20 protein-coding genes, 1 tRNA gene and 1 pseudogene are annotated in these 23,790 nt (G+C 62.1%); 14 read left to right on the top strand and 8 right to left on the bottom strand.

The annotated features are described in order from the left end of the window. Positions 1-285: hypothetical protein (locus tag Q1A71_RS18500; RefSeq protein WP_299679867.1), on the top strand; the 285-nt coding region annotated here is incomplete at its 5' end. 185 nt (positions 286-470) lie between these two features. Continuing rightward, a pseudogene (locus Q1A71_RS23690) lies at positions 471-1,340 on the top strand (recombinase family protein); the annotation flags it as partial. A gap of 493 nt (positions 1,341-1,833) precedes the next feature. Here Q1A71_RS23690 and Q1A71_RS18490 read toward each other — a convergent pair. After that, positions 1,834-1,923: transfer RNA gene (locus Q1A71_RS18490), tRNA-Ser, on the bottom strand. Between the two features lie 196 nt (positions 1,924-2,119). Here Q1A71_RS18490 and Q1A71_RS18485 point away from each other — a divergent pair. Genes Q1A71_RS18485 through Q1A71_RS18455 form a run of 7 tightly spaced genes read left to right on the top strand, consistent with a single transcriptional unit; the run spans position 2,120 to position 8,587 of the window. Further along, positions 2,120-3,031 carry an SPOR domain-containing protein gene (locus tag Q1A71_RS18485; RefSeq protein ID WP_299679861.1) on the top strand — a complete coding sequence of 304 codons (912 nt, stop codon included), beginning with the start codon at positions 2,120-2,122 and terminating at the stop codon, positions 3,029-3,031. Between the two features lie 23 nt (positions 3,032-3,054). Continuing rightward, the gene (locus Q1A71_RS18480; RefSeq protein ID WP_299679858.1) at positions 3,055-4,224 is read left to right on the top strand and encodes a D-alanyl-D-alanine carboxypeptidase family protein; all 1,170 of its coding nucleotides are present in this window, start codon (positions 3,055-3,057) and stop codon (positions 4,222-4,224) included. Continuing rightward, a complete protein-coding gene (tmk, locus tag Q1A71_RS18475; protein ID WP_299679856.1) occupies positions 4,221-4,859 on the top strand; it encodes a dTMP kinase in 639 nt (212 codons plus the stop codon). Before Q1A71_RS18480 ends, tmk begins: the two co-directional genes overlap by 4 nt. Next, positions 4,856-5,962, top strand: coding sequence for a DNA polymerase III subunit delta' (locus Q1A71_RS18470; RefSeq protein ID WP_299679853.1), 1,107 nt, complete (start codon positions 4,856-4,858; stop codon positions 5,960-5,962). Before tmk ends, Q1A71_RS18470 begins: the two co-directional genes overlap by 4 nt. A gap of 33 nt (positions 5,963-5,995) precedes the next feature. Beyond that, complete coding sequence (locus Q1A71_RS18465; RefSeq protein WP_299679850.1) at positions 5,996-6,802, top strand: TatD family hydrolase; 807 nt, start codon at positions 5,996-5,998, stop codon at positions 6,800-6,802. Further along, positions 6,802-7,602, top strand: a complete 801-nt coding sequence (locus tag Q1A71_RS18460; protein ID WP_299679847.1) for an MBL fold metallo-hydrolase — start codon at positions 6,802-6,804, stop codon at positions 7,600-7,602. The genes Q1A71_RS18465 and Q1A71_RS18460 overlap by 1 nt, the downstream gene beginning before the upstream one ends. A gap of 49 nt (positions 7,603-7,651) precedes the next feature. Further along, positions 7,652-8,587: an AEC family transporter gene (locus tag Q1A71_RS18455; RefSeq protein ID WP_299679844.1), complete on the top strand. Its 936-nt coding sequence runs from the start codon at positions 7,652-7,654 to the stop codon at positions 8,585-8,587. Between the two features lie 111 nt (positions 8,588-8,698). Here Q1A71_RS18455 and Q1A71_RS18450 read toward each other — a convergent pair whose 3' ends face one another. Next, positions 8,699-10,153: an aldehyde dehydrogenase family protein gene (locus Q1A71_RS18450; RefSeq protein WP_299679841.1), complete on the bottom strand. Its 1,455-nt coding sequence runs from the start codon at positions 10,151-10,153 to the stop codon at positions 8,699-8,701. 134 nt (positions 10,154-10,287) lie between these two features. Between Q1A71_RS18450 and Q1A71_RS18445 the strand changes: the two genes are divergently transcribed. The 3 genes from Q1A71_RS18445 (at position 10,288) to Q1A71_RS18435 (ending at position 11,924) form a co-directional block, all read left to right on the top strand. Continuing rightward, positions 10,288-10,653 (top strand): hypothetical protein, encoded by a 366-nt coding sequence (locus tag Q1A71_RS18445; RefSeq protein ID WP_299679838.1) that lies wholly within the window; start codon positions 10,288-10,290, stop codon positions 10,651-10,653. Between the two features lie 59 nt (positions 10,654-10,712). After that, complete coding sequence (locus Q1A71_RS18440; protein WP_299679835.1) at positions 10,713-11,198, top strand: copper chaperone PCu(A)C; 486 nt, start codon at positions 10,713-10,715, stop codon at positions 11,196-11,198. 87 nt (positions 11,199-11,285) lie between these two features. Continuing rightward, the gene (locus Q1A71_RS18435) at positions 11,286-11,924 is read left to right on the top strand and encodes a cupin domain-containing protein (protein WP_299679832.1); all 639 of its coding nucleotides are present in this window, start codon (positions 11,286-11,288) and stop codon (positions 11,922-11,924) included. Positions 11,925-12,190: 266 nt separating this feature from the next. Here the strand turns inward: Q1A71_RS18435 and Q1A71_RS18430 are convergent, their stop codons facing one another. The 3 genes from Q1A71_RS18430 to Q1A71_RS18425 all read right to left on the bottom strand — a co-directional run bounded on the left by Q1A71_RS18430 (position 12,191) and on the right by Q1A71_RS18425 (position 17,994). Beyond that, on the bottom strand, positions 12,191-15,409 hold the full coding sequence (locus tag Q1A71_RS18430) for a 2Fe-2S iron-sulfur cluster-binding protein (RefSeq protein ID WP_299679829.1): 3,219 nt from the start codon (positions 15,407-15,409) through the stop codon (positions 12,191-12,193). A gap of 570 nt (positions 15,410-15,979) precedes the next feature. Beyond that, positions 15,980-16,273 (bottom strand): DUF1653 domain-containing protein, encoded by a 294-nt coding sequence (locus Q1A71_RS23685; protein WP_366140301.1) that lies wholly within the window; start codon positions 16,271-16,273, stop codon positions 15,980-15,982. After that, positions 16,270-17,994 (bottom strand): adenosylcobalamin-dependent ribonucleoside-diphosphate reductase, encoded by a 1,725-nt coding sequence (locus Q1A71_RS18425; RefSeq protein ID WP_366140300.1) that lies wholly within the window; start codon positions 17,992-17,994, stop codon positions 16,270-16,272. Before Q1A71_RS18425 ends, Q1A71_RS23685 begins: the two co-directional genes overlap by 4 nt. A 398-nt stretch (positions 17,995-18,392) precedes the next feature. Here Q1A71_RS18425 and Q1A71_RS18420 point away from each other — a divergent pair, with 398 nt between their 5' ends. Both Q1A71_RS18420 and Q1A71_RS18415 read left to right on the top strand, forming a co-directional pair. Then, positions 18,393-19,025: a glutathione S-transferase family protein gene (locus Q1A71_RS18420; protein ID WP_299679823.1), complete on the top strand. Its 633-nt coding sequence runs from the start codon at positions 18,393-18,395 to the stop codon at positions 19,023-19,025. A 26-nt stretch (positions 19,026-19,051) separates the two neighbouring features. Then, positions 19,052-21,112, top strand: a complete 2,061-nt coding sequence (locus tag Q1A71_RS18415) for a bifunctional diguanylate cyclase/phosphodiesterase (protein ID WP_299679820.1) — start codon at positions 19,052-19,054, stop codon at positions 21,110-21,112. A gap of 74 nt (positions 21,113-21,186) precedes the next feature. Here the strand turns inward: Q1A71_RS18415 and urtE are convergent, their stop codons facing one another. The 3 genes from urtE to urtC are packed head-to-tail and all read right to left on the bottom strand — an operon-like array spanning position 21,187 to position 23,787. Beyond that, complete coding sequence (gene urtE, locus Q1A71_RS18410) at positions 21,187-21,882, bottom strand: urea ABC transporter ATP-binding subunit UrtE (protein WP_299679817.1); 696 nt, start codon at positions 21,880-21,882, stop codon at positions 21,187-21,189. Continuing rightward, complete coding sequence (gene urtD / locus Q1A71_RS18405) at positions 21,875-22,624, bottom strand: urea ABC transporter ATP-binding protein UrtD (RefSeq protein WP_299679814.1); 750 nt, start codon at positions 22,622-22,624, stop codon at positions 21,875-21,877. Before urtD ends, urtE begins: the two co-directional genes overlap by 8 nt. Then, entirely contained in the window at positions 22,621-23,787 is a 1,167-nt protein-coding gene (urtC, locus tag Q1A71_RS18400) for an urea ABC transporter permease subunit UrtC (protein ID WP_299679811.1), read from the bottom strand. Before urtC ends, urtD begins: the two co-directional genes overlap by 4 nt. Positions 23,788-23,790: the final 3 nt, after the last annotated feature.

Raw genomic sequence — 23,790 nt, 5'->3', positions numbered from 1 at the left:
CCTCCGGCCCCAGAAACCATCGTCCAGATGGACCCAAGGCCGGCCATGCACCAACAATCAAATCGGACCACTCAGGTACAGGAAGAGTTCCTAGTCGCCCTATGGAACATCCTAGTCATTATCGCCGATCTGCATATCGACCTCGGCCCCGCACCAGACTCAAGCAATGGAAAAATCAATAGTAATCATACACATAAACCTCTGGACGTGGTATCATTGCTTACCTCAGAAGATACAGCGCCTGAAACAGTGGCTCCCCGTTCAATAGATAACGAGAAGGAGTAGCCATGAGCGCCATTTTGCATTCCACGACATCAGATATCTGCCTGACAAAAGCCGTTTTGTACACGCGCGTCTCTTCCAAACGCCAGGTTGAGGAAGGTCACGGCTTGGAATCTCAGGCGACACGCTGCCGAGACTATGCCGAGCGTAAGGGCTAAGAGGTCATCAAGGTCTTTGAAGAGCGCGCCGTGACGGGTGAGGTTTTTGATCGCCCTTCCTTTAGCGCGCTTTTGGCCTTCATCAAAAAACAGAGCGAAGGCGGCATCGTCGTTGTCATCGATGATATCAGCCGCTTTGCTCGCGATATCGAAAGCCACTGGATGCTGCGCCGGACACTGAAAGAAACAGGCGGTAAGCTGGAAAGCCCTTCCATCAACTTCGGTGAAGACTCGGACAGCATCCTGATTGAGAATCTGCTTGCCTCCGTTTCCCAGCACCAGCGCCAGAAGAACGCCGAGCAAACCAAAAGCCGTATGTGGGCGCGGACGATGAACGGATACTGGTGTTTCCATGCGCCTGTTGGCTATCGCTATGAGAAAGTGAACGGCCACGGCAAGATGCTGGTGCGCGACGAGCCGGATGCTTCGATTATTGCTGAAGCGCTCAACGGGTATGCCAGCGGACGCTTTGGGACTCAGGCAGAGGTCAAGCGCTTTCTTGAAAGCAAACCTGCCTTCATTGCTCGCTATGAAGCCAGAAAAATCCGCTATGAGGAGATCAGCCGCCTGATGCGCCGCCCGCATTATGCCGGGTACATCGAAGTGTCGGATTGGGGGATTGATCTGCGCAAGGCTCAGCATAAGGGCCTGATCACGCTTGAGACCTATGAGAAAATCCAGGCGCGCATGAAAGAAGCCGCCCGCGTCTCGTTTCGCAAGGATATCAGCGAAGAGTTCCCCTTACGCGGCTTTGTGACTTGCGCAGATTGCAATCACCCCATGACCTCTTGCTGGTCCACCAGCAAGACTGGGACAAAGCATCCCTATTATATGTGCTTTAAGAAGGGGTGCGTGAGCTATCGCAAGTCCATCAAGCGCGATGTTCTGGAAGAGGAATTTGCACAGATGCTTGCATCTGTAACGCCCTCAAAGGGTGTTTTGCGCGTTGCCCGCAAGATGCTGAGCGTCATCTGGACGGAGCGCACGGCGTCCGCATCGGAAAACAAAACCGCTTTGAAGAAACAGATCAAAGAGACTGAAGCCACAATCGATACGTACCTCGACAAGATTGTCGAAGTGGATAGTCTCACTGTGATCAAAGCTTATGAGAAAAAGATCGAGAAGCTTGAACGTGCAAAGCTTGTTTTGGAGGAAAAGGCCGCAAACTGCACTGCAACTTCGGGACGCTTTGAGAAAGTTTTCGAACTCGCAAGCGCCGTTCTCTCAAGTCCTTGTAATCTATGGCATTCCGGGCGGATCGACCTCCAAAAACTAGTGCTGAAACTGGTTTTTGGCGAGCGGATAGCCTACCGTCGGAATGAGGGTTTTCGAACCCCGATTCTAACCTTACCTTTCAGGGCTTTAGAAGGTGTTTCGGGTGAAAAATGTTCGATGGCGGAGGAGGTGGGATTCGAACCCACGGTACGCTTTCACGCACGCCGGTTTTCAAGACCGGTGCATTCGACCACTCTGCCACTCCTCCGGTTGATCCGTCCTAGTGCCCTACAACCGATTCTGAAACCTCAAAAAAAACCACATATTTGCTGGGGAATGTCGCTCATTTGATGTCCAACATCTTCCCAGACTGATCCGGCCAAGCTAGACTGCGCGGCAAGATCCCTCGCGAAGGGGCAACACGAGCGTGCCGGATCACCGGACAACAGGCAAGGACGCGCAATATGAGCGGCGACAGCAAAACCAGTTTCAGAACCGGATTTCCCCTCGCGTTCGGTTTTTCCGCCCTGAGCGTGCTCGCCGCCTGCGATGAAGCCGGCAACTTCAATCTCCGCGAGGCCTTCACGCCCAAAACTGAAGCGGAAGCCGCCGGAACAACCACCGACGTGGCCACTGGCGAGGTGATCGAACGCGACGTGGAAGCGCCTGAGGTCTTCTCCTCGAACGAAGCGGGGCTTTGGGACGGGCGGCCTTCGCTCGGTGGGGTCTGGGTGGCACACCCGGACGTGACCGAGCCCGAGCGCGTCCTCATTCGCAATCAGACCAACGGCCAGTTCGTCGTCGGCGCGCTTTTCCGGCGGGAACGCGACATACCGGGCCCCCGCCTGCAAATGTCGTCGGATGCGGCGGAGGCACTCGGCATTCTTGCGGGCGCACCCACCGATCTGGAGGTTGTGGCGTTGCGCAAGGAGACTGTCGAGGTCGCGCCGCCTGCGCCTGCGGAGGAGGCCATCGAGGCGCCCGCCGAGATCACCGAAACGTCGCTCGACCCCATCGCCGCTGCCGGAGCGGCCATTGAGGCCGCCGAGCCGACCGGAACCGAGACGGCCGAAACCGCAGTTATCGAACCCGCCACTCTGCCACAGTCCAGCCTGCCTCAGACGGCCGCGCCGACCTCGTCGCTTAAGAAACCCTTCATACAGATCGGGATATTCAGTGAGGAAGCCAACGCCGAGCGGGCGGCCAAGCAGATGCGCGGCGCGGGCCTGATCCCCACGGTGAAGGAGCAGCAACTCGGCGGCAAACCGTTTTGGCGCGTGGTTGTCGGCCCCGCCACCTCGACGTCCGAGCAGCGCAGACTGCTCTCCACCATCAAGGACGAAGGCTTCTCCGACGCCTACGCCGTGACCAACTGACCCCGAGAAAGGAGCGCGCACCCGTGATCCGTCTTGCTACAGCCCTTCTGGCCTTGAGCCTGTCTACCACGCAGGTCAGCGCCTTCGACACGCAGGCTCAGTCGGCCTTTGTGATTGATCAGACCACAGGCACTGTTCTGCTGAACAAGAACGCCGATGAGCCACTGCCGCCAGCGTCGATGTCGAAGCTGATGACACTCTACATGGCCTTCGAAGCGATCCGCCGCGGCAAGGCCGACGGTGGGCTGGATCTGAATGAAGAGCTGCTGGTTTCCGAACATGCGCAGTCCTTCGGCGGCTCCAGCATGTTCCTGCGCTCGGGCGAACGTGTGAGCGTCGAAGACCTCATCCGCGGCATCATCGTCCTCTCGGGCAATGATGCCTGCGTGGTGATCGCCGAGGCGCTGTCGCCTGATGGCACCGAATACGGCTTTGCGCGGCTCATGACCCAGCGCGCGCAGCAGCTCGGCATGACAAACTCGACCTTCGTGAACTCCAGCGGCTGGCCACAGCCCGGGCACCTGATGTCCATGCGCGATCTCGCGCTGCTCGCCGACCGGCTGATCACGGATTTCCCTGAGTTCTACCCGCTCTTTGCCGAAACCGAGTTCGAATTCGACAACCGCGTGCCCAGCAACAAGAACAACCGCAACCCGGTGCTCACAATGGGCATCGGCGCGGATGGGCTGAAGACCGGCCACACGCAGGAGGCGGGATACGGGCTCACCGGGTCCGCCAAACAGGGCGACCGCCGGGTGATCTGGGTGATCACGGGGCTCGATACGGTGCAGCAACGCGCGCAGGAGAGCCAGGCGATCGTGAACTGGGCCTTCCGGCAATTCGCCATGCGCCCGCTCGCAACCGAAGGCGAGCAATTCGCGCAGGCCAATGTGTGGATGGGCAGCGAGCCGACGGTTGGCCTGGTTGCTGCCGAAGACGTCAGCATACTGATGCCCGCGCTGGCGCCAAATGAGATCGAGGGCGAAGTGGTCTACATCGGCCCGCTGAGCGCGCCCATCGCGGCGGGAGATCAGCTGGCCGAGTTGGTATTTACCCTCGAAGGCCTGCCTGAGACACGTGTCCCGCTGGTAGCCGACCGTGACATTGCGCCGGGCGGGTTCGTCAGCCGGGTGAGCACCGCAGCACTCGTGCTTTTCAAGAAGCTCATGCAGGGGCCCGAGGAGGCGACGTGACCGCAACCCTGCTCGCATCGGCAAGGTTCATCACCTTCGAAGGCATCGACGGCTCGGGCAAATCCACCCAGATCAAACGGCTCGCCGCACATCTGACAGACCAGGGCCATGACGTGGTGGTCACACGCGAGCCCGGCGGGTCGCCCGGTGCCGAGGAAATCCGCGCACTGGTACTGCAAGGAGACCCGGACCGCTGGTCGGCGGAGACTGAAATCCTACTCTTCACAGCCGCGCGGCGCGACCACCTGGAGCGCACGATCCTGCCCGCTCTGCGTGCAGGTAAAATCGTACTCTGCGACCGTTTCGCTGACAGCACGCGGATGTATCAGGGGCTCTCGCGCGGCAATCTGCGAGGCATTGTGGATCAACTGCACGAGCTGATTATTGGGCGCGAACCTGATCTTACAATCCTGATCGACATGGACCCTGCTGTGGGTCTCACCCGCGCCCTCTCGCGGCAGACGCTGGATGAACGGTTCGAGGCCTTCGGAGAAGATCTGCAAATCGACATGCGGCAGGGCTTTCTGGATCTCGCCAAAGAATTCGCCCAGCGGTTCCGCGTGATCGACGGCGCGCGCGACATGGACACTGTCGCTTCAGACATCGCAGCCGTCGTCGATGGCGAACTGGTGTGAGCACGCCGGATCAAATCGACGGTGCCCCGCATCCGCGCGACACAGCCACCCTCTTCGGTCAGGATACCGCCCGACAAACCTTTCTCGAAGCCTACGCCGCCGGCCGGTTGCACCACGCTTGGCTGCTGACCGGGCCGCGCGGCGTGGGCAAAGCGACACTCGCCTGGCAGATGGCGCGGTTCCTGCTCGCCACCCCGGCGCAGCAGGACGACGGCCTGTTCGGCGCGCCGCCTCCGCCTGAGACGCTGGATATCGACTCCGAGCATCCGGTGGTCCGGCGCATCGCCGCGGGCGCCGAGCCGGGGCTGAAGGTCATCACCCGCACGCCCAACCCCAACACCGACCGCATGCGCGACCAGATCGTGGTTGATGACATTCGCTCGCTGGCAGGCTTCTTCCAGCTTTCGGCCACCGATGGGGGCCGCCGCGTGGTCATTGTCGACGCCGCGGATGAGATGAACAGCTCCGCCGCCAACGCACTGCTGAAAATGCTCGAAGAACCACCCGAGCGCGCCACGCTGCTGCTGATCAGCCACCGCCCCTCGGGCCTGTTGCCGACAATCCGCTCCCGCTGCCGATCCCTGCGACTAGGCACGCTCGCGCCCGACGACATGGCGCGCGCCTTTGCGCAAGCCGGTTTCGAGGTGGGCACCGAGGCCCCGGCCTTGGCCGAGCTCTCCGGCGGCTCCCTGGGCGCGGCGCTGCGGCTCTCCCTGCTGGAGGGGCTCAAGACCTACGCCGATCTGGTCACGCTCATCGGCACCCTGCCCCGGCTCGACCGCCAGGCTGCCGTTAAGCTCGCCGAAGCCGCCTCCGCCCGCGGCAGTGAGGCTAAGCGCGACCTGCTCTTCGAGCTCATCGACCTGGCGCTCAGCCGCCTCGCCCGCACGGGTGCCACAGGCAGTCCCCCAAGCGTCGAAGCGGCCCCGCGAGAGGCGGAAACCTTCGCGCGCCTCGCACCGAACGCACACGCAGGCCGCGCATGGGCGCAGATCGCGCAGGAGACCGGCGCGCGTGTCCAGCATGGCATCGCGGTGAACCTTGACCCTGCCGCGCTGGTCCTAGATACCCTGATCAAACTCAGCCAAACCGCCGATGCGTGACCCGCGCCCCGGCGTGTAACCGATCGGATCGGCATGACCGCGACACCGCAGATCACCGACAGCCATTGTCATCTCGATTTCCCGGACTTCGAGGGCCAGCTTGATGACGTGATCGCGCGTGGCGCAGAGGCCGGCGTGACCCGCATGGTCACGATCTGCACGCGGCTGGCCAACCTGCCGGTCGTGCAGGCTATCGCCGAGGCCCATGCACCTGTCTTCTTCGCCGCTGGCACCCACCCGATGAGCGTCGCCAAAGAACCGATGGTCACCGTGGATGAACTCATTGCCGTCGCGCGCCACCCCAAATGCGTCGGCATCGGCGAGACCGGGCTTGACTATCACTACACCGCTGAGAGTGCTAAGGCGCAGCAGACCTCGCTCCGCCTTCATATCGAGGCCGCGCGCGCCACCGGGCTGCCTCTGATCATCCATGCTCGCGATGCAGATGAGGACATGACGCGCATCCTGACCGAGGAGTACCACAAGAGCCCCTACACCTGTGTGATGCACTGTTTTTCCTCTTCGGCCGAGCTCGCGCGTGCGGCCCTCGATCTGGGGTTCTACCTGTCGATGTCCGGCATCACCGCCTTCCCCAAAAGCCAGGAATTGCGTGACATTTTCGCCGCCGCCCCCATCGACCGTATCCTCGTGGAAACCGACGCGCCCTATCTCGCGCCCCCGCCCCATCGCGGCAAGCGCAATGAACCGGCTTATGTGGCCCACACCGCCCGGCGCGGGGCCGAAACCATGGGCCTCAGCTACGGCGCCTTTGCCGCCCACACCCAGGCCAACTTCGATCGGCTCTTCAGCAAGGCGGCACAGTTCGAGGTGCCCGCCTGATGGCAACACTGCGGGTGACGATCCTCGGCTGCGGCTCCTCTGGTGGCGTGCCCCGTCTCGGCGGGCATTGGGGCGACTGCGACCCGGAGAACCCCCGCAACCGCCGCCAGCGCTGCTCGCTGCTGGTCGAACGGGAGAGCGCCGAGGGCACGACCACCGTGCTCATCGACACCTCGCCCGACCTGCGCAACCAACTGCTCACTGCGGGTGTCGGGCGGCTCGATGCGGTGATCTACACCCATTCCCACGCCGACCATGTGCACGGCATCGACGATCTGCGCATGATCGTCTTCAACATGCGCGCGCGCCTGCCCGTCTGGGCCGACCCGCCAACCCGCGATGCCCTGATGGAGCGCTTCACCTATGCCTTCGTACAACCCGAAGGCTCCACCTACCCGCCGATCCTCGACATGCACCTGATCGAGGGGGACGTGACTATTGACGGCGCGGGCGGCCCGATCACCTTCACCCCCTTCGCCGTGGCCCACGGCGGCATGGATGCGCTCGGCTTCCGCATCGGCGATCTCGCCTACCTGCCGGATGTGGCCCAGATCCCCGAGGCCGCCTGGCCCGCGCTCGACAACCTCGACTGCTGGATCGTTGACGCGCTGCGCCGCGACCCGCATCCCACCCACGCCCATCTCGCCCGCACGCTGGAATGGATCGCCGAGGTCCAGCCCAAACGCGCGGTGCTCACCAACATGCACATCGACCTCGACTACGAGACCGTCAACGCCGAAACCCCAGACCATATCGAGCCCGCCTACGACGGGCTGACCCTCACCTTTCCCGCGTCCTGAGCGTCCCTGACGCCCCACGCGCCCTGCCCTTGCGCGCAAAGGCCCGCCCATGCAGACCCTGCTCGACGTCATCCTGCCCGTGTTCCTGGTCATCGGTTTTGGCTATGTCGCAGTCTGGCGCAAGCTCTTCCCCGAGGCGGGCATCGACGGCGTTATGAACTTCACCCAGCATTTCGCCATCCCGTGCCTGCTCTTCCAGGCCATCGCGGGCATCGACCTCGGCACCTCCTTCGATCCGGCGCTGCTCGGCAGTTTCTATGCAGGCGCAGGCCTCTGCTTCACCGCCGGTCTGTTCGGTGCACGCCTCTTCTTCAAACGCGATTGGGAAGACTGCGTTGCCATTGGCTTCTGCTGTCTCTTTTCCAACTCCGTACTGCTCGGCCTGCCGATCACCGAACGCGCCTATGGGCCAGAGGCCCTCACCGGCAATTTTGCCATCGTCGCGATCCACTCGCCCTTCTGCTATGGCCTAGGCATCACCGCGATGGAGATCGTGCGCAACCGCGGTCAGTCGCCTCTGGTGATGCTGCGCGGCGTCGCGCGCGCGATGTTCCGCAACGCGCTGGTGCTCGCCATCGCCCTGGGCTTCGTCGTCAACCTCTCCGGCGTCACGGTGCCCGCGGTGGTCGATGACGCGCTGACCCTTGTCGCCCGCGCCGCTCTGCCCGCCGCGCTCTTCGCCCTCGGTGGCGTGCTCTTCCAATACCGCCCCGAAGGCGACGGCCGCACCATCGCCATGGTCTGCGCCATCGGCCTGCTGCTGCACCCTGCCCTCGTCTGGCTTTTCGGCAGCCTGCAGAGCCTGCCGACCGATGCCTTCCGATCCGGCGTGCTCACGGCGGCCATGGCGCCCGGCGTCAACACCTACATCTTCGCCAACATGTATGGCCGAGCCAAGCGGGTCGCCGCCTCGTCCGTGCTGATCGCCACGGGGGCCTCGGTGATCACGGTCTGGCTCTGGCTGATGGCGCTCGGGACGCTCTGACGCCTTATGCATGTCCCGGTCCGGCAAAGCCGGACAGCCCCCGACCCTCCCCACGGGAGGGGGCTGTCCTCAACACGCCTCGGCGGACGCAGCTGGCCTTTAAAGCGAGCCCTACCCATGCCTCGCCGCGACTGTCTTCAACGCCGAGAACCCATAGAGCGCCTCGAACCCCTTCTCGCGCCCATGCCCGGAGAGCCCCGTCCCTCCAAAAGGCAGTTCGACCCCGCCGCCCGCGCCATAGTTGTTCAGAAACACCTGCCCCGCCCGCAGCGCCTTCGCCAGCCGCATCTGCCGCGCTCCGTTCCGCGTCCAGACCGAGGCGACCAGCCCGTAAGCCGTGCCATTGGCGATCGCCAGCGCTTCGGCCTCATCGTCAAAGGGGATCGCCACCTGCACCGGGCCAAAGACCTCGTCCTGCGCCAGTACATGGCTGGCAGCCGCCCCGGCAAAGAGTGTGGGCGTCACATAGGCCCCACCCTCTGGCAAACCTTCAGGCAACATGCCCTGCCCGGCCACCTCCAGATCACGGCCCTGCGCCAGAAACCCCTCGACCCGCGCGCGCTGGCGCTCTGAAATCAGCGGCCCCACGTCCAGATCGTCCATCGCAGGCCCCACGCGCAAACCGCAATACCGCGCAGCCATAGCCTCCACCACCTGATCATACACCCCGCGCTGCACCAGAATGCGCGAGGAGGCAGAGCAGGTCTGCCCCGCGTTCTGAATACCTGCGTTCACCAGAAACGGCAGCGCATCGTCGATATCCGCATCGTCGAAGACCAGCTGCGGCGACTTGCCCCCCAGCTCCAGCGTCACCGGCACCACATTGCCCCCCGCCGCTTGCTGCACCAGCTTGCCGACCTCGACAGACCCGGTGAAGGACACATGGCTCACGCCCGGATGTGCGGCGAGCGCGGCGCCGGCCTCCGCGCCAAGCCCCGGCACCACGTTCAGCGCCCCCGCAGGCAGCCCGGCCCGATGCGCCAACTCACCGAAGGCGAGCGCCGTCAGGCAGGCCTCCTCAGCAGGCTTCAAAACACAGGCATTGCCCATGGCCAGCGCCGCCCCCACGGATCGCCCGATGATCTGCATCGGATAGTTCCACGGCACGATATGCCCGGTCACCCCATGCGGCTCGCGCAGGGTATAGACGGTATAGCCATCGAGATAGGGGATCGTGCTGCCGTGCACCTTATCGGCGGCCCCTGCATAGAACTCCATATAACGCGCCAGCGCCGTCACATCCGCCCGCGCTTGGCGCAGCGGCTTGCCCACATCGCGCGCTTCAAGCTCTGCGAGATGCTCCGCCTGCTCCTGCACCAACTGACTGATGCGCGCGAGCACGCGACCCCGCTCCGCCGCCGTGGCCCGGCCCCAATCACCTGCCAGAGCCGCCTGCGCCGCTGAAATGGCGGCATCAATGTCCGCCGCTCGCCCCCGTGCGATTTCGCAAAGCGCAGTACCCGTCGACGGATCGGTCAGCGGCAGCACCGCGCCGTCCGCCGGGGCCTGCCAAATCCCGCCAATGAGACACTGCGCGGGGTCGAGCCCAAGTGGTTTCACGGTCATGATGCCCCCTCCTTCTGCCCGCCGATCAGGGCACCCCGGCGCAGGCCCGTCAAGCCCGATCCGTTCCGCAACAGAGGCGCGAAACGCATCGTACGCACTAGACCCCGCCGGCCACTCGCCCTAAGACTTGCGCGATGACATTCCGGTCTGCTCTCTCCCGCGCGGGTCTCGCACTCATGCTGCTGGCCAGCCTTGCCATGTCAGCTGCGGCCTTCACGCATCGCGTGACGCAAGGCAGTCAGACGCCGGATCTGCTGGCCTATCTCAGCATGGGCGGCACCTTGGAAGAGCTCTGCGGCGAGGCCGGGCTCGCACATCACATGACCGCTGGCTGCGACGCCTGCCGCATTATCGCGAATGCGCTGGCCCCGGACCACACGCCTCAGGCCACCACTCCGATGCACTACGCACGGGTGGAGCACAGGGGTCTCTCCGCCTCGGTCGCCGCGCCAAGGCACCCAGATGTCACACCCCCCAGCCGCGCACCTCCCTTTGGATGATCCCCGCTGACACCCGGACTTCTCAGCGTCATCCCGGCGCTTCACCAAAGGATCACATCATGACACGTTTCACACTTGCGGCCTCCGCCGCACTCCTTGCCCTATCTGCCGCCGCCTTCGCACATGACTACACCGTCGGCGATCTGGTCATCGACCATCCGATGGCCTTCAACACAGCGCCCACCGCGAAATCGGGCGGCGGATACCTTACCATCACCAACACCGGCGACACCCCCGACCGCCTCATCGGCGTGCGCGCGGACTTCCCCAAGGTCGAGCTGCACACCACCGAAGAGAAAGACGGCGTCGCCCGCATGATGCATGTGGAGGCCATCGATATCCCTGCGGGCGAGACCGTCGCGCTCGAACCCGGCGGGCTGCACGTCATGTTCATGGGCCTTGGCGGCGATGGCTTTGACGTGGGCGAGAAAATCCCCGCCACGCTGATTTTCGAGACCGCAGGCGAGATCGAGGTTCAGTTCAGCATCGAGGAACGCGGCGCTGCCGCTGAACACGACCATTCCAGTCACGGCATGTCAAACTGACCTGCGCGCGGGGCTCCAACCGGGCCCCGCTCTTCACATCGCGGCCAGAATCGCCCATGCAAGGCTCCAGACACAGCGGAGGCTCCCATGCGACTGAACGCCGATTTCACCCAACGCGCGCTGGTGCGGTTTTCCGAGAACGACTGGATCGCCTCGCCCATGCCCGGTGTCGACCGCAAGATGCTGGACCGGATCGGCGAAGAAGTCGCCCGCGCCACCACCATCGTGCGCTACGCACCGGGCAGCGCCTTTTCTGCGCACACTCATGATGGGGGCGAGGAATATTTGGTGCTCGACGGCACCTTTGGCGACGAACACGGCGCCTTCCCGACCGGCACCTATGTGCGCAATCCGCCAACCTCCAGCCACACGCCCTCCGCCCCGGAGGGGGCCACGATCCTGGTCAAACTGCACCAGTTCGACCCGGCAGATCGCACGCAGGTCCGCGTCGATCTCGACCCGGCGCAGGACGCCCAACTGCTCCACCGCGACGACTTCGAAGAGGTCCGCGTGGAGCTGTGGGCGCCCGGAACGACCGTCGATCTCGACGCCCCGGGAGGCATGGAGATCTTCCTGATCGAGGGCGGCTTCGAAGAAGCGGGCGAGACGCTCGGCTCCTGGGACTGGCTACGCCTGCCCACGGGCACGGCCAGCTCCGCCACCGCAGGCCCCGAGGGCGCCCGCGTCTGGATCAAATCCGGCCACCTCGCCCACGCGCCTCTCTGAAGCGACGCACTCAAGGCGGTTCGCTCGTATCGAGGATACCTCCGTCCACAAGTAGCGCGCTGAGGGCCTCGCCCGACCTGGAGGGCGTTTGCAACCGGCCAGCGGCGCGTGCCATCACCGAAAAAGCGGCGGGCATACTACTTGCCAGTTGGCAAAATCGCCCTCCGCGGGAGGTCGGGCGATGCCCGGCCTGTCAGCCGGGCGAGACATCTGAAACCTCTGCGCCCTTTAAGGCGGACCACAAGACCAGCCCTGTCCAAAGGCCTCTAAAGATCAACCTCCACCACCCCGCCCGGCTCTGCCGCGCGGCTCTGGCACAGGATGATTGCCCGCTCCCGCTGCGCCTTCGACAGGACGAAATCGCGATGCTCAACCTCACCGGAAATCAGCCCGCATTTGCAAACCCCGCAGAGCCCGTCCGAACACTTCACATCCACGGCGATCCCGTTGTCGCGGAGCACATCGGTCGCAGCGCGATCCGCAGGCACCTGCAGATCGTGCTGCGACCGCGCCAGCCGCAAGGTAAAGGCATGATTCTCATAGTCCGGCACCTCCGGCACTGAAAAATACTCGACATGCTGCGCCGCCTCGGGAAAGCCCTGCCGCGTGGCCGCCACCGTGACGGCGCGCATGTAGGCATCCGGCCCGCAGGCGTAGACATGCCAACCCTGCTGATACCCTGCCAAAACCTGATCCAGATCGGCCCGCGTGCCCGCCGCAGAATTGTGCACCGTCACTTTCTCGGCCCAGTGGACCGCCCGAAGCAGATCGAGGAACACCGCCTCCGCCCCCGAGGACACCGAGTAGTGCAGCGCAAAATCCGCACCCTGCGCATGGCACGCATGGGCAAAGGCCAGCATCGGCGTGATCCCAATCCCGCCACCCATCAGGATGTGCTTTGACGCCCCCTCCACCAGTGGAAAGTGATTGATCGGCTTCGACACAAAGACCTTACGCCCTTCGGTGAAGATCTTGTGCATCAGCTTCGAGCCGCCACGCCCGTCCTGCTCGCGCAACACCGCCACCTGATAGCGCGACCGGTCGCCCGGATCTCCGCAGAGCGAGAACTGCCTGAAGAACTCTGGTGCGATCACCACATCCAGATGCGCCCCCGCCTCCCAAGTAGGCAGATCACTGCCATCTAGGCTGCGCAGCTCATAGAGGCTGATCTCCGGCGTCAGCGCAGTGACCTTGGCCACCTCCACCCGGATCACCGGCGCCTCACCAGCCCCCAGATAGGCATGCGCCAAACTGTCCGTCTCACCCCGCGCCAGCCGCGCCTGATACTCTTCGGCGGTGATCAGCGCCTGGTAGGCCTCGATCCCCTTCTCACGATCCATCGGGAACGGGAACGGATAGGGTGGCGGTGCGAGATCTGCAGGATACACGGCCAAGGTCTGATCCGCATACTCGAGCTTCAGATCCGTCTGCAACGCGCGCTCATGCGCAGGCACGTCCGTGGGCTCAAAGCCCCCTTCGGCGTTCACCTTCAGATCCCACCACCAGCGCTTCTGCGGGTTGATCCGCCCGTTGCCGACCAGATCATCGGCCTTCGCCAGCACCCCCGCCATCGCCGGCACGTTCATCGCAATCCAGCGCAGCGGCTTTTCGTGCTCCAGCCCTTCCATGTTCCACGGGCAGGTCTTCATGCAGCGCCCGCACATGGACCCACCCTCCTGCGTGAGCCGATAGGTGATGCACTTCTGGCTGTCGGATTTCCAGATCTCATAGCCGTTGAACATCAGCTTCGGCCCCGCCGTAATCGCCCCCGAAGGGCATTCCCGCGCGCATTTGTTGCAGGCCTCGCAAAACGCCTGCATGCCGAAATCTATGGGCTTGTCATGGGCCAGCGGCATGGTCGTGGTGATACAGCCGGACTTCAAGCGAGGCCCCAGAAACGGGTTCACGATCACCTCGCCAATGCGGCTCACCTCACCGAGCCCGCTGAGCAACAAGAGCGGCGGCTGCAACACCTCGCCATCGAGGTTCGTGTGTACCCGGGCCTCATAGCCAAGATTGCGGATCTGCTTGCCGATCACGCCGCCAAGCAGCGAAAACCGCAGATAGGCTCGCATCGACTGTGTGACCGCGATCCAGTCATCCCCTGAGGAGCCCTCGGTGGTGTCAAACCCCTGATCAATGATCAGGCTGATCGCGTTGTCATGGGTGGGCGTGATAGGCTCCCCCACCGCATCATGCGAATACCACACCCACTCCGGACAGCGCGAGATGCCCACCGCATCGGCGCCCATGAAATAGGCCGCCGCCTTGATGCCTTCCGCATTGCGCACCGCCTCCCGCGCGCTCGGGTCGATCTCGGGTGCCACCACGCCCTGTTGCAGCAACAACAGCGCTCCCGAGGGCCGCCGGATCGCATTGCTGATCGGCGCCTTCTGCGCAAAATACCCGCCCGTCGTCGCCTGCTGATTGGCCTTGCCGATGTCTCCGAACTGCGCCCGCGCAAACATATCCGTGCGCTTCGGCACACGTGCCACCCGCGCTTCGTCGATATAGGTGGTGGGCTTCTCCACTCGCTTCAGCGTCTCGAACGGGTGTGGCCCATCCGCATAGCGCCGCTTGGCGTAAGGATCGAGCGTCCGCGCACTCTTCGGCGCCCCCTGGCCCAACTTCCACGCCAGCCCGTGGATGGATTTCGGCTGCTCCGCTAAGGGCACCAGAGGCTTGTCCGGCATCATCTGGAAATTCGTGGTCACCGCCGCCACGTGAAACCGCGACCGGACATAGGGGTTGACCAGCACGCCCTCTTCCACCGTCACCAAACCCGCACCGACCGCGAGCTTGTTCAGGTCCACATCCGACGATGTCGCCGTATGCGCCTTGGCGTCGAAGCCAAGCACCCGCAGATAGCCGGCAACGATCACCGCCGTTTCCGTGGCACGAAGCGCTGCACGCTGTGGATGCGCTTCGGCGATCCAGTCATACCCCGGCTCACTCGGGTCAGGCTCGCGGCTGTAGTCGTAAAGAAACACAACCGTGTGGTCGTGCGCTGCAATCGTGCGCGGCGGGGCCGTCATGCTGTCGCGCAGATCGGCCATGATGGTGTCGATGCCCGCCGCCAGCGTCTGGGTCTGGCGCGTGCGCAGCTCCTCCGCCAGGTGGTCAATGCCGGGGTTGCGCAGGGGCACGTCCAGCATATCGCCCGACGCCAGCCGCCCGATGCCCACCATCGGCGCATCCTGGAAATACCCGAAAGACTTGATGTGCTGTGCCCGCGCGTCGGGGTCCTCGGGACACTGCGACGGCGCGCGGTTGATCAGCCCATCCCGGATCGCGTCCAGCATCGCCTGGTACTCCGCCATCGCATTGACCAGTGAGGCGGGCACCTCCGTACGATCAAAGGAAACGGCCTGCATCGGCGGCACGCCCGACAAATCTGGCGCCCGATCATGCCGCGCCAGACGCTCCAACGGGAACGGACCCAAATGAAACGGCCGATTGCGGGTTGAGAAAATTCGGGCTGCCAAAACCAGTCCTTCAGCGGTGACGACCCTTGGGGTAGCGCGGCAGGACGGCCATTGTCAAAATCAAACAGGACGCCTCACGCCAGAGGCGAAGAAGGAGGCGGCAACACACTTCACACGCGCGCCTGCTGAGCAGGCGCAAGGGGCGACCTTCGACATCCAAGTCCATCCCGTCCCTATATGGTCTGCGTCCAAAGACGAAATATCGTGCATTGCTGGAGATATTTCGCACAGCCTTTTTGGACACCTCATCAACGTCAGCGGAACAACTCTGACGGAGTCCGAGCCGGCGCGCGACAAATACTCTGTGGCACTGAAAAGCAAAGGGAACAGAGCGGAAGCGCTCAGAACCATATCTGCATGAGAGCCATGCCATCGAGGACCTGCCAAACGCGCTTGTCGCCTCCTACCGCTTTTGAGGCCTTGGCATCTTATTCTGTCTTACCCACTTGGATTGCCTTCCAGGTGTCGCGCATGAAACACCACGGGTAGGCGCACGACCAATTTGAGACGGGACCGCCTTACCCGAGTTTTCAGCCAACGTCCGAAGTCTGTGCACTCTTCACCCCGAACCTACGCCAATTCGACGAAACGTCCGTCGTCGAATTCTACCGCTGGGCGGATCCAGATTGTCCCTTCGGCGTCGTCATAGATGACCGCCTCTGTCCGATCCGCCTCCCAAACGCCGCGTGCGAGCACGCGGTAGAGACCACCTTTCCGGTGCCTGTGAGTGGGTCTCCAGGCGGCTACCGCTGTACATACATTCGCCGCAGGGCCCAGATTCTCGAAAGTTGGATGGACGCCGGCGCTTGGCCGACGCCCCCATAGGCCACGGATGAGTTTCGAAAGACCCAACCCGCGCCTCACACTGTCAAAACCGAACCCGTGACCGGGTTTGGCCGGTAGGTCGTGCACCCCTTGCACCCGCTCTCGAAGGCTTGCCGGTAGACATCCTCAAAAACTGCAAATGGAATGTCCTCGGGGCAGTTCACGGTCTTCGAAATCCCGCTGTCGACCCAACGCTGCGCGACGGCCTGCATGCGAACATGGTCCGCGGGGCGCAGCTCTTGTGCCGTCACAAAGGCGTCGGTCAGTGGCGCATCTTCGCCAAACATCTGATAATACAACCAAACCGCATAGTCCTGAACCAGTTCTTCGGCCTTGGTTCCATCCGGACGCGTGATCTTCCGGCTGTAGGATGTCGCAAAGACCGGTTCAATCCCGGACGACACATTGCCACCGAACATGGAGGTGGTTCCCGTCGGAGCGATGGTGGTCAACACGCCATTGCGCAACCCGTGTCTCTTGATGGCCGCTTGAACTTCGACATCGAGCGACTGGATCGAGGCGCCTTCCAGATGCTGTTCAGCGTCGTAGAGAGGAAACGTCCCGCGCAGGGCCGCCAATTCGGCAGAGGCAAGATAGGCTGCGTTCTGTATACTCTGGAGCCAGGAGCCGACAAGCCGAACCGCTGCTGGCGTGCCATAGCGCACCCCGAGCATGATCAGCGCATCGGCGACACCGGTCACACCGACACCGATGCGACGCTTGGCGAAAGCTTCCTCCTGCTGCGCTGCGACCGCAAAGCGTGATACATCAATGGCGTTGTCCAGCATGCGTACCGCAACACCCACAAGTCGGCGCAGTTGCGCGTCATCCAGAGTTGCGTGCTCACTGAATGGCTTGGAGACCAGCCGCGCCAGGTTGATCGACGCCAACGGGCAGGTTCCGTTCGGTGGCAGCGGTTGCTCCGCACAGGAGTTGGTGGCCGACAACGTCTCCAGATAACCCAGCGGGTTGGCCTCATTGATGCGGTCGATAAACAGAACCCCGGGTTCGGCCGCACTGTAGGTGCGCCACATGATCTTTTCCCAGATCTCCCGCGCCTTGACCGTACGGACGGTCCGCCCTTCCCAGAGCAGGTCCCAATCCGCATTGGCTTCCATCGCCGCCATGAACTTGTCGGTGATCATGACCGAGGTGTTGAAATTCCGCAGTCGCAATGGGTTGGCCTTGGCGTCGATGAAGGCCTCGATATCGGGGTGGTCCACCCGCATGGTCGCCATCATAGCGCCCCGCCCCATTCCGGTGACGAGCATGCCGCAGACAGTGTTGCAGATATCCATGGCGGGGAGCGGACCAGCCGCAGGGCAGTCCAAACCTGCGACCAGCGTGCCCTTGGGCCGCAGGGTCGAGAAATCGAAACCGATGCCGCCACCCATCTGCATGGTCAGTGCCGCGTCCTTGACCGTATCCATGATACCTTCGACGGAATCGGGGATCGCGCGCATGACGAAGGTGTTGGCAAGTGTCACGTTCCGGTGCGTCCCGCTTCCGGCCAGAATGCGCCCTGCGGGAAGCAGCTTGAACCCCTCCATCGCCTCATAGAACGCCAGTGATACGTTCTGTCGGTCCGCCGGGTCTTCAGCCTCGGCCAGATTGTTCGCGACGCGCAGCCATGTGTCGTTCACCGTGACGTCTTGGTCGCGCCCTCCGGTCACGTATTGATACTTTGACCGCCAAATCTGTTCTGAGATCGGCTGATCGAACGACGCAGGTGACAGGATAGATTCAGGGTAACTTAACATCTTATCTCGCTCTGTTGGTAAGATTGGACTAGCTAACTGGCGACCAAATAACTCATTAACTATTTGTTAACCAAATGGAAATTATGATTTTGAGCTTAAAATTCAGTTAATGGTTAGCAGCGATCTTAAGGACTTCAGTTAACGTCCAGATGCTGATTTTCAAAAATATCTGTTTTCAAAGGCTTTGCGCTGAAAGCTGCGACGCCACGCCGCATCCGTGTCGTAAGGCAGAGGGGCGCGGGTGCCCAATTTTGCAGCACCCGAACACCATGACCATCCCCCTATCCCAAGTACGGGCAATTTGAGACGCATTCGAACTTCGTTTGAGAACGAAATTCAGACGCCATTAACGGCAATTTCTTAACGAGAAGACGACACTGAGATGGAAGGGACTTCTCATGACAAAACTTTACGCATGTCTGGGGTCGGGGAATTGTTTCAAACCGTGGTTGGCGATGCACCAACTGGGAATGCCGTTCAAGCTTGAGCTGGTCGACGTTCTCAAGGGCGAGCAGAAGACGCCGGCGTATCTGTCGGTCAACCCGCTTGGTGTGGTGCCACATCTCATCACGGAGACAGGGCACGGGATCGGAGAAAGCAACGCGATGCTCTGGTACTTGGCAGAAGACAGCCATCTGATGCCCGCCACGCGGGAAGGTCGTGCGGAGGCGTTGCAATGGATGTACTTTGAGCAATCCAAGCTCGAGCCCTTCATTTCACCGGCGCGCTTTTTCACCACAATCTTGCCCGATCAGCGGGAGGCACGCGCCGAGGACATTCGAAAATGGCAGACCGCCGCCGACGCCGGTTTATCTCGGCTTGATGCCCATCTGGCACATCGGACGTTCATGCTGCAGTCCGGCTATTCGATCGCCGACATAGCGACATTCGGATATGTCCATGTGCTCGAAGAGGCGGGCTTGTCCATGGCGGACTACCCCGCCATTGCCCATTGGGTCGCTGCCGTTGCCGACACCGACGGGTTTCGCCCGCTGAGCGAGATGGGACAGTCTCATAGCAAAGCGGCCTAGAGCACGATCACCGGAGCGGTCGGTCAATGCGCAACGAAAACATAGTCGAAGGGTCTGTTGTGCCGACGCACGCCAGCGCGGCCAAACCGCTCGCACGGTCCGCGCAAATCACGATTCCGATTGATCGGTTGAAGACGGCCGTCTGGGTCTATGACGTCGATCACGCCTGCATCCTCTATGCCAATGCGTCGGCCTGCGAGCTTTGGCAGGCCGAGAGCGAAGAAGAACTCCGCAACCGTGATCTGGCCTCGGACATGTCGCCCACGGTCTCGAAACGGCTGAAACAGTATCAGCACGATTTCATCGAACGCGACGCGACCTTCAGCGAAATGTGGACGCTGTACCCGAACGGGCGCCCCACAAGTGTGATGGTCGTGTACTCAGGCTATCCTCTCGCGGATGGGCGGATGGCCATGCAATGCGAGGTTGTCGGCGGCGCCGAAGACGAACCGGACAATCTGCGCAGCGCCGAGGCCTTGTTGCACACCGATGTCATGATCGCGCTGCACGACGCCTCCGGACCCCCGGTTTACCTGAACCCCGCCGCCCGCAACACCGCAACCCATGCCATGCAGACCATTGCGGAGAAATTCGTCGATCCAGCCGATTATGAGAGGCTTCTGCACGAATTGGAGGCATCGGGCGAGCATCGCATGGTCTCCAAGGTCAACACCGATGCCGGGCCGCGCTGGCACGATTTGACGGTCAAGCATTGCTCGGATGCGGTTACGGGAAATCCGGCGATCCTTGTCACCGCAATCGACGTAAGCGAACTGAAGATCGCCCGCGACAAGGCCCGCTATCTCGCCGACAGGGACCAGTTGACAGGCTGTTACAACAGGTCCTACCTGCAGCAATACATGGCGACCCTCGGGCATTACCAGAGACGACGCTGTGCGCTGCTGTGCTTCGATGTCGACAAATTCAAACAGGTCAACGACAGACTCGGGCACGAGATGGGCGACGTCGTTCTCAAGGAAATTGCCGCTCGTGTCAGCATGTCAATCCGTCGCAATGACACCTTTGTGCGCCTGGGCGGGGACGAATTCGTTGTCGTCTTTGAGGACATCCCGTCCGAAGCGGAACTGACCGCCAAGCTCAAAGCGCTGCTGGACCTCATCGCGGAGCCGATCACCCATGACGCCACCCGCGTGAGCGCGACGGTGAGCATGGGCGTCGCGACCTTCGTGCCGGACGCCACGCATTTCACGGCGATCATGCGTGAGGCCGACATCGCGCTTTACACTTCCAAACAGGCGGGCCGGAACCGCGTGACATTCTTCAATGCAGAGATGGGCGCGTTGGCCAAGGCGCGCGATCTGGTCGAGATGGAACTCAAGCGGGCCATTGAGAACCGCGAGTTCATCCTGCATTTCCAGCCCCGCATGTGTTTGGAAACCAGTCGCGTCGTCTCTGTCGAGGCGCTGGTGCGATGGCAGCACCCCAAGCGCGGCTTGATCATGCCGGCGGAGTTCATCTCTATCTGCGAAGAAACCGGGATGATCGAGGATCTGGGGCAGCTGATCCTCGAAATGGCCTGCATGACCGCGATTTCATGGCATCAATCAGGCAAGGATATCGAGATATCCTTGAACATCTCGCCGCGGCAATTCGAAGATAATCGCCTGCTCGCGTCGCTGAAGACCTTCTCCCGGCACCCCGATTTTCCGCCGGGGAAGATCGAGCTTGAAATCACCGAGAACGTGCTGATCGGGGACCATGATCTGATCGCGAAAAGGCTCGAGACAATTTCAAGGATGGGTTATCGCATCGCCATTGACGACTTTGGCACGGGCTACTCCAACCTGTCCTATATCTCCCGCTTCCCGCTCAATTGCCTCAAGATTGACCAGTCTTTCATTGCCCAACTGCCCAAATCGGGGCCCATTATCAGCCTGATCCTGACCCTGGCGGAGCAGATTGACGCAACCATCGTCGCTGAAGGGGTCGAAACCAGCCAGCATCTTGAGTGGCTGCGCAATCACAAATGCGATCAGGCGCAAGGGTACTACCTCTCGCGGCCCGTCGAGGTGCGTGAGATCGACGCGGTCATCGCGACCCTCAATGCGCAAGACTGGAGCACATGATGCACCGCTACATTCTGATCTGTGGCGCCAACTCTCGACGGACAAAGCCCACATCTCACGCATAGGGGCGCAGTCTAAAGCGCCAGATCCGCCAAAAGCGTATCTTTTGTGTATTGCGCCCGGCCCTCCTGGCGCTTGACCGCACCGCGTTCGACCACAACGAACCGATCCGCCAGCGCGTAGGCGAAATCCGCATTCTGCTCCACAAGAACAATGGCCATCCGCGCCTCGGACCGCAGCTGCTTCAAGGCCTCCCCGATTTGCTGGATCACATTGGGCTGAATGCCCTCGGTGGGTTCATCGAGCAGCAAAACCTTGGGGCGTGTGATCAGCGCGCGCGCAATAGCCAGCTGCTGCTGCTGACCACCCGACAGGTCTCCTCCCCGCCGGGCCTGCATGTCTTGCAGAACCGGAAAAAGATCAAAGATCTGCGGCGGAATTCCATGTTCGGATTTCGGCAAACAGGCAAAGCCGGTTTCGAGATTCTCCATGACACTCATCATCGGGAAGATCTCGCGCCCTTGAGGCACATAGGAGATGCCCTGACGCGCGGCACGCACGGCCGATGCGGTGGGCACCGCCACTCCACTGACCACGACCTCACCGCTGCTGGCGGGGTGTCGCCCGGCCACTGCCTTCAGCAGGCTGGTTTTTCCCGCACCGTTGTTTCCCATGACCGCCGTGATCTCACCGACCGCAGCGGTCATGGAGATGTCGAACAGGATCTGGCTCTGCCCGTAGTGCAGATCAAGATGGGAAACCTCAAGCATGTCCGCGCCCCAGATACACATCGACCACGGTCTGGTTGGATGTCACGTGATCGAGGCTCCCCTCGGCCAGCACCGCTCCTTCGTGCAGCACCGTCACCTTGCAGTCGAGCCGCCGGACAAACTCCATGTCATGCTCGACGACAACGACGGCGCGTGTTTGCGCGGCCTTGCGCAGGATGTCTGTGGTTTTCTCGCGCTCTTCGACCGTCATGCCCGCCGCCGGTTCATCCACGAGCAGCAATCGCGGCTCCTGTGCCAGCAGCATGCCGATTTCCAGCCACTGTTTCTGCCCGTGGCTCAGCTCACCCGCCCGGCGCGTCAGGCTCTCAGTCAATCCAATCTCATCGGCTATCGCGTCGATCCGCGCCGCATTCCGCTCGGTTTTCTTGTGCAGAAGAACCGCAAAAGGCCCGCGCGGGTTCTTCAAAGCCATGGCGAGGTTCTGGCGCACGGTCTGGTCTTCGAACACGGTGGGCTTCTGGAACTTCCGTCCAATGCCCTCCATCGCGATCTGACTTTCGGACAGCCCGAGCAGGGAAATGTTCTTTTCGCCCCAGATCACCTTGCCTTCGTCCGGTTTGGTCTTGCCTGTGACGATGTCCATGAAGGTCGTCTTGCCCGCGCCGTTGGGTCCGATGATCGCGCGCAACTCCGCCTCCGCGAAGTTGATCGACAGGTTGTTGATCGCGCGGAACCCGTCGAAGGTGACGGAGACGCCGGAGACTTCCAGCAGCATACTCATGACGGCTTCCGCACCAGATAGTCAAAAAGCCCGCCGATGCCCTTCGGGAAGAACAGCGTAACGGCGACGAAAGAGACGCCCAGCAGCACCAGCCACCAATCTGTCCACTGGATGGTGTAAATCCCGAGGTTCACGTCCGGCGCGCCGCCGCCGGTGAACCAGCTCGACAGCAAAGAGACGAAGGCCGCACCTATAACGGCGCCATAGAGCCGCCCGCGCCCACCGATCGCCACCCAGACAGCGAGGTAGATCGACGCAATCGGTGCGATCTCACCGGGATTGATGATGCCCGCTTGCGGATAATAGAGCGCGCCCGCGATGCCCGAAATGATGGCCGTGATCGTAAAGACGAAAAGCTTGTAGCTCTCCACGTGATACCCAAGGAACCGCACGCGCGCCTCGTTGTCGCGCACACCCTTTATCACACTGCCCATTTTCCCCGAGACCACCCAGGCGAAAAAGACATAGCCCGCGCCCAAAGCAACGGCAGAGGCCAGAAAAAAGACGATGGAGATCGTCGCCTGCGGCGTGTCCTCAAATCCGGGAATGTTCTGAAGGCCGGACAATCCATTGTTGCCGCGCAGCCCGCTGTCATTCTGGAAGAGATAGAGCGACAGGGCGAGCGTCATAGCCTGGGTCAGGATCGACAGATACACCCCCGTGACCCGCGAGCGGAAAGCCAGCCATCCAAACACCAGCGCCAACACCCCCGGCACCAGAACCACCATGAGCAGTTGCAGAAACAGACCGTCGGCAAAGGCCCAGATCAGCGGGAACTCGGAGGAGCCCACGACACCAAAGATCTGATTGCCAATCGCATCGGAGATTTCCTGCGGCGTCGGCGGGATCACCTGTGCCTGCAGACTATCCATGACGATTGCTTCGGTGCGCGCATACATCAGCCACATGCCAATCGCATATCCGCCGATCCCGAAGAAGGCGAAGTGGCCCAGCGAGAGAATGCCGCAATACCCCCAAACCACATCCATCGCGATTGCAACGAGACAGAGGCACAACGTCTTGCCCAGCGTTTTCACAAATGACGTCGAAATCACGTTCGACCCGGTCACCTCGGACAGCATCACAACACCAAGGGTGAACAGGCTCAGAGCCAGCAGGAACCACAGCACGGACGGGTTCTGAGAGATGAAGCTCTTGCGCATGGA

The sequence above is a fragment of the uncultured Roseobacter sp. genome (assembly GCF_947493125.1).
Taxonomy (GTDB): domain Bacteria; phylum Pseudomonadota; class Alphaproteobacteria; order Rhodobacterales; family Rhodobacteraceae; genus Roseobacter.
The sequence above is the reverse complement of the archived record's forward strand: the minus strand, read 5'-3'. Positions and strand labels throughout refer to the sequence as shown.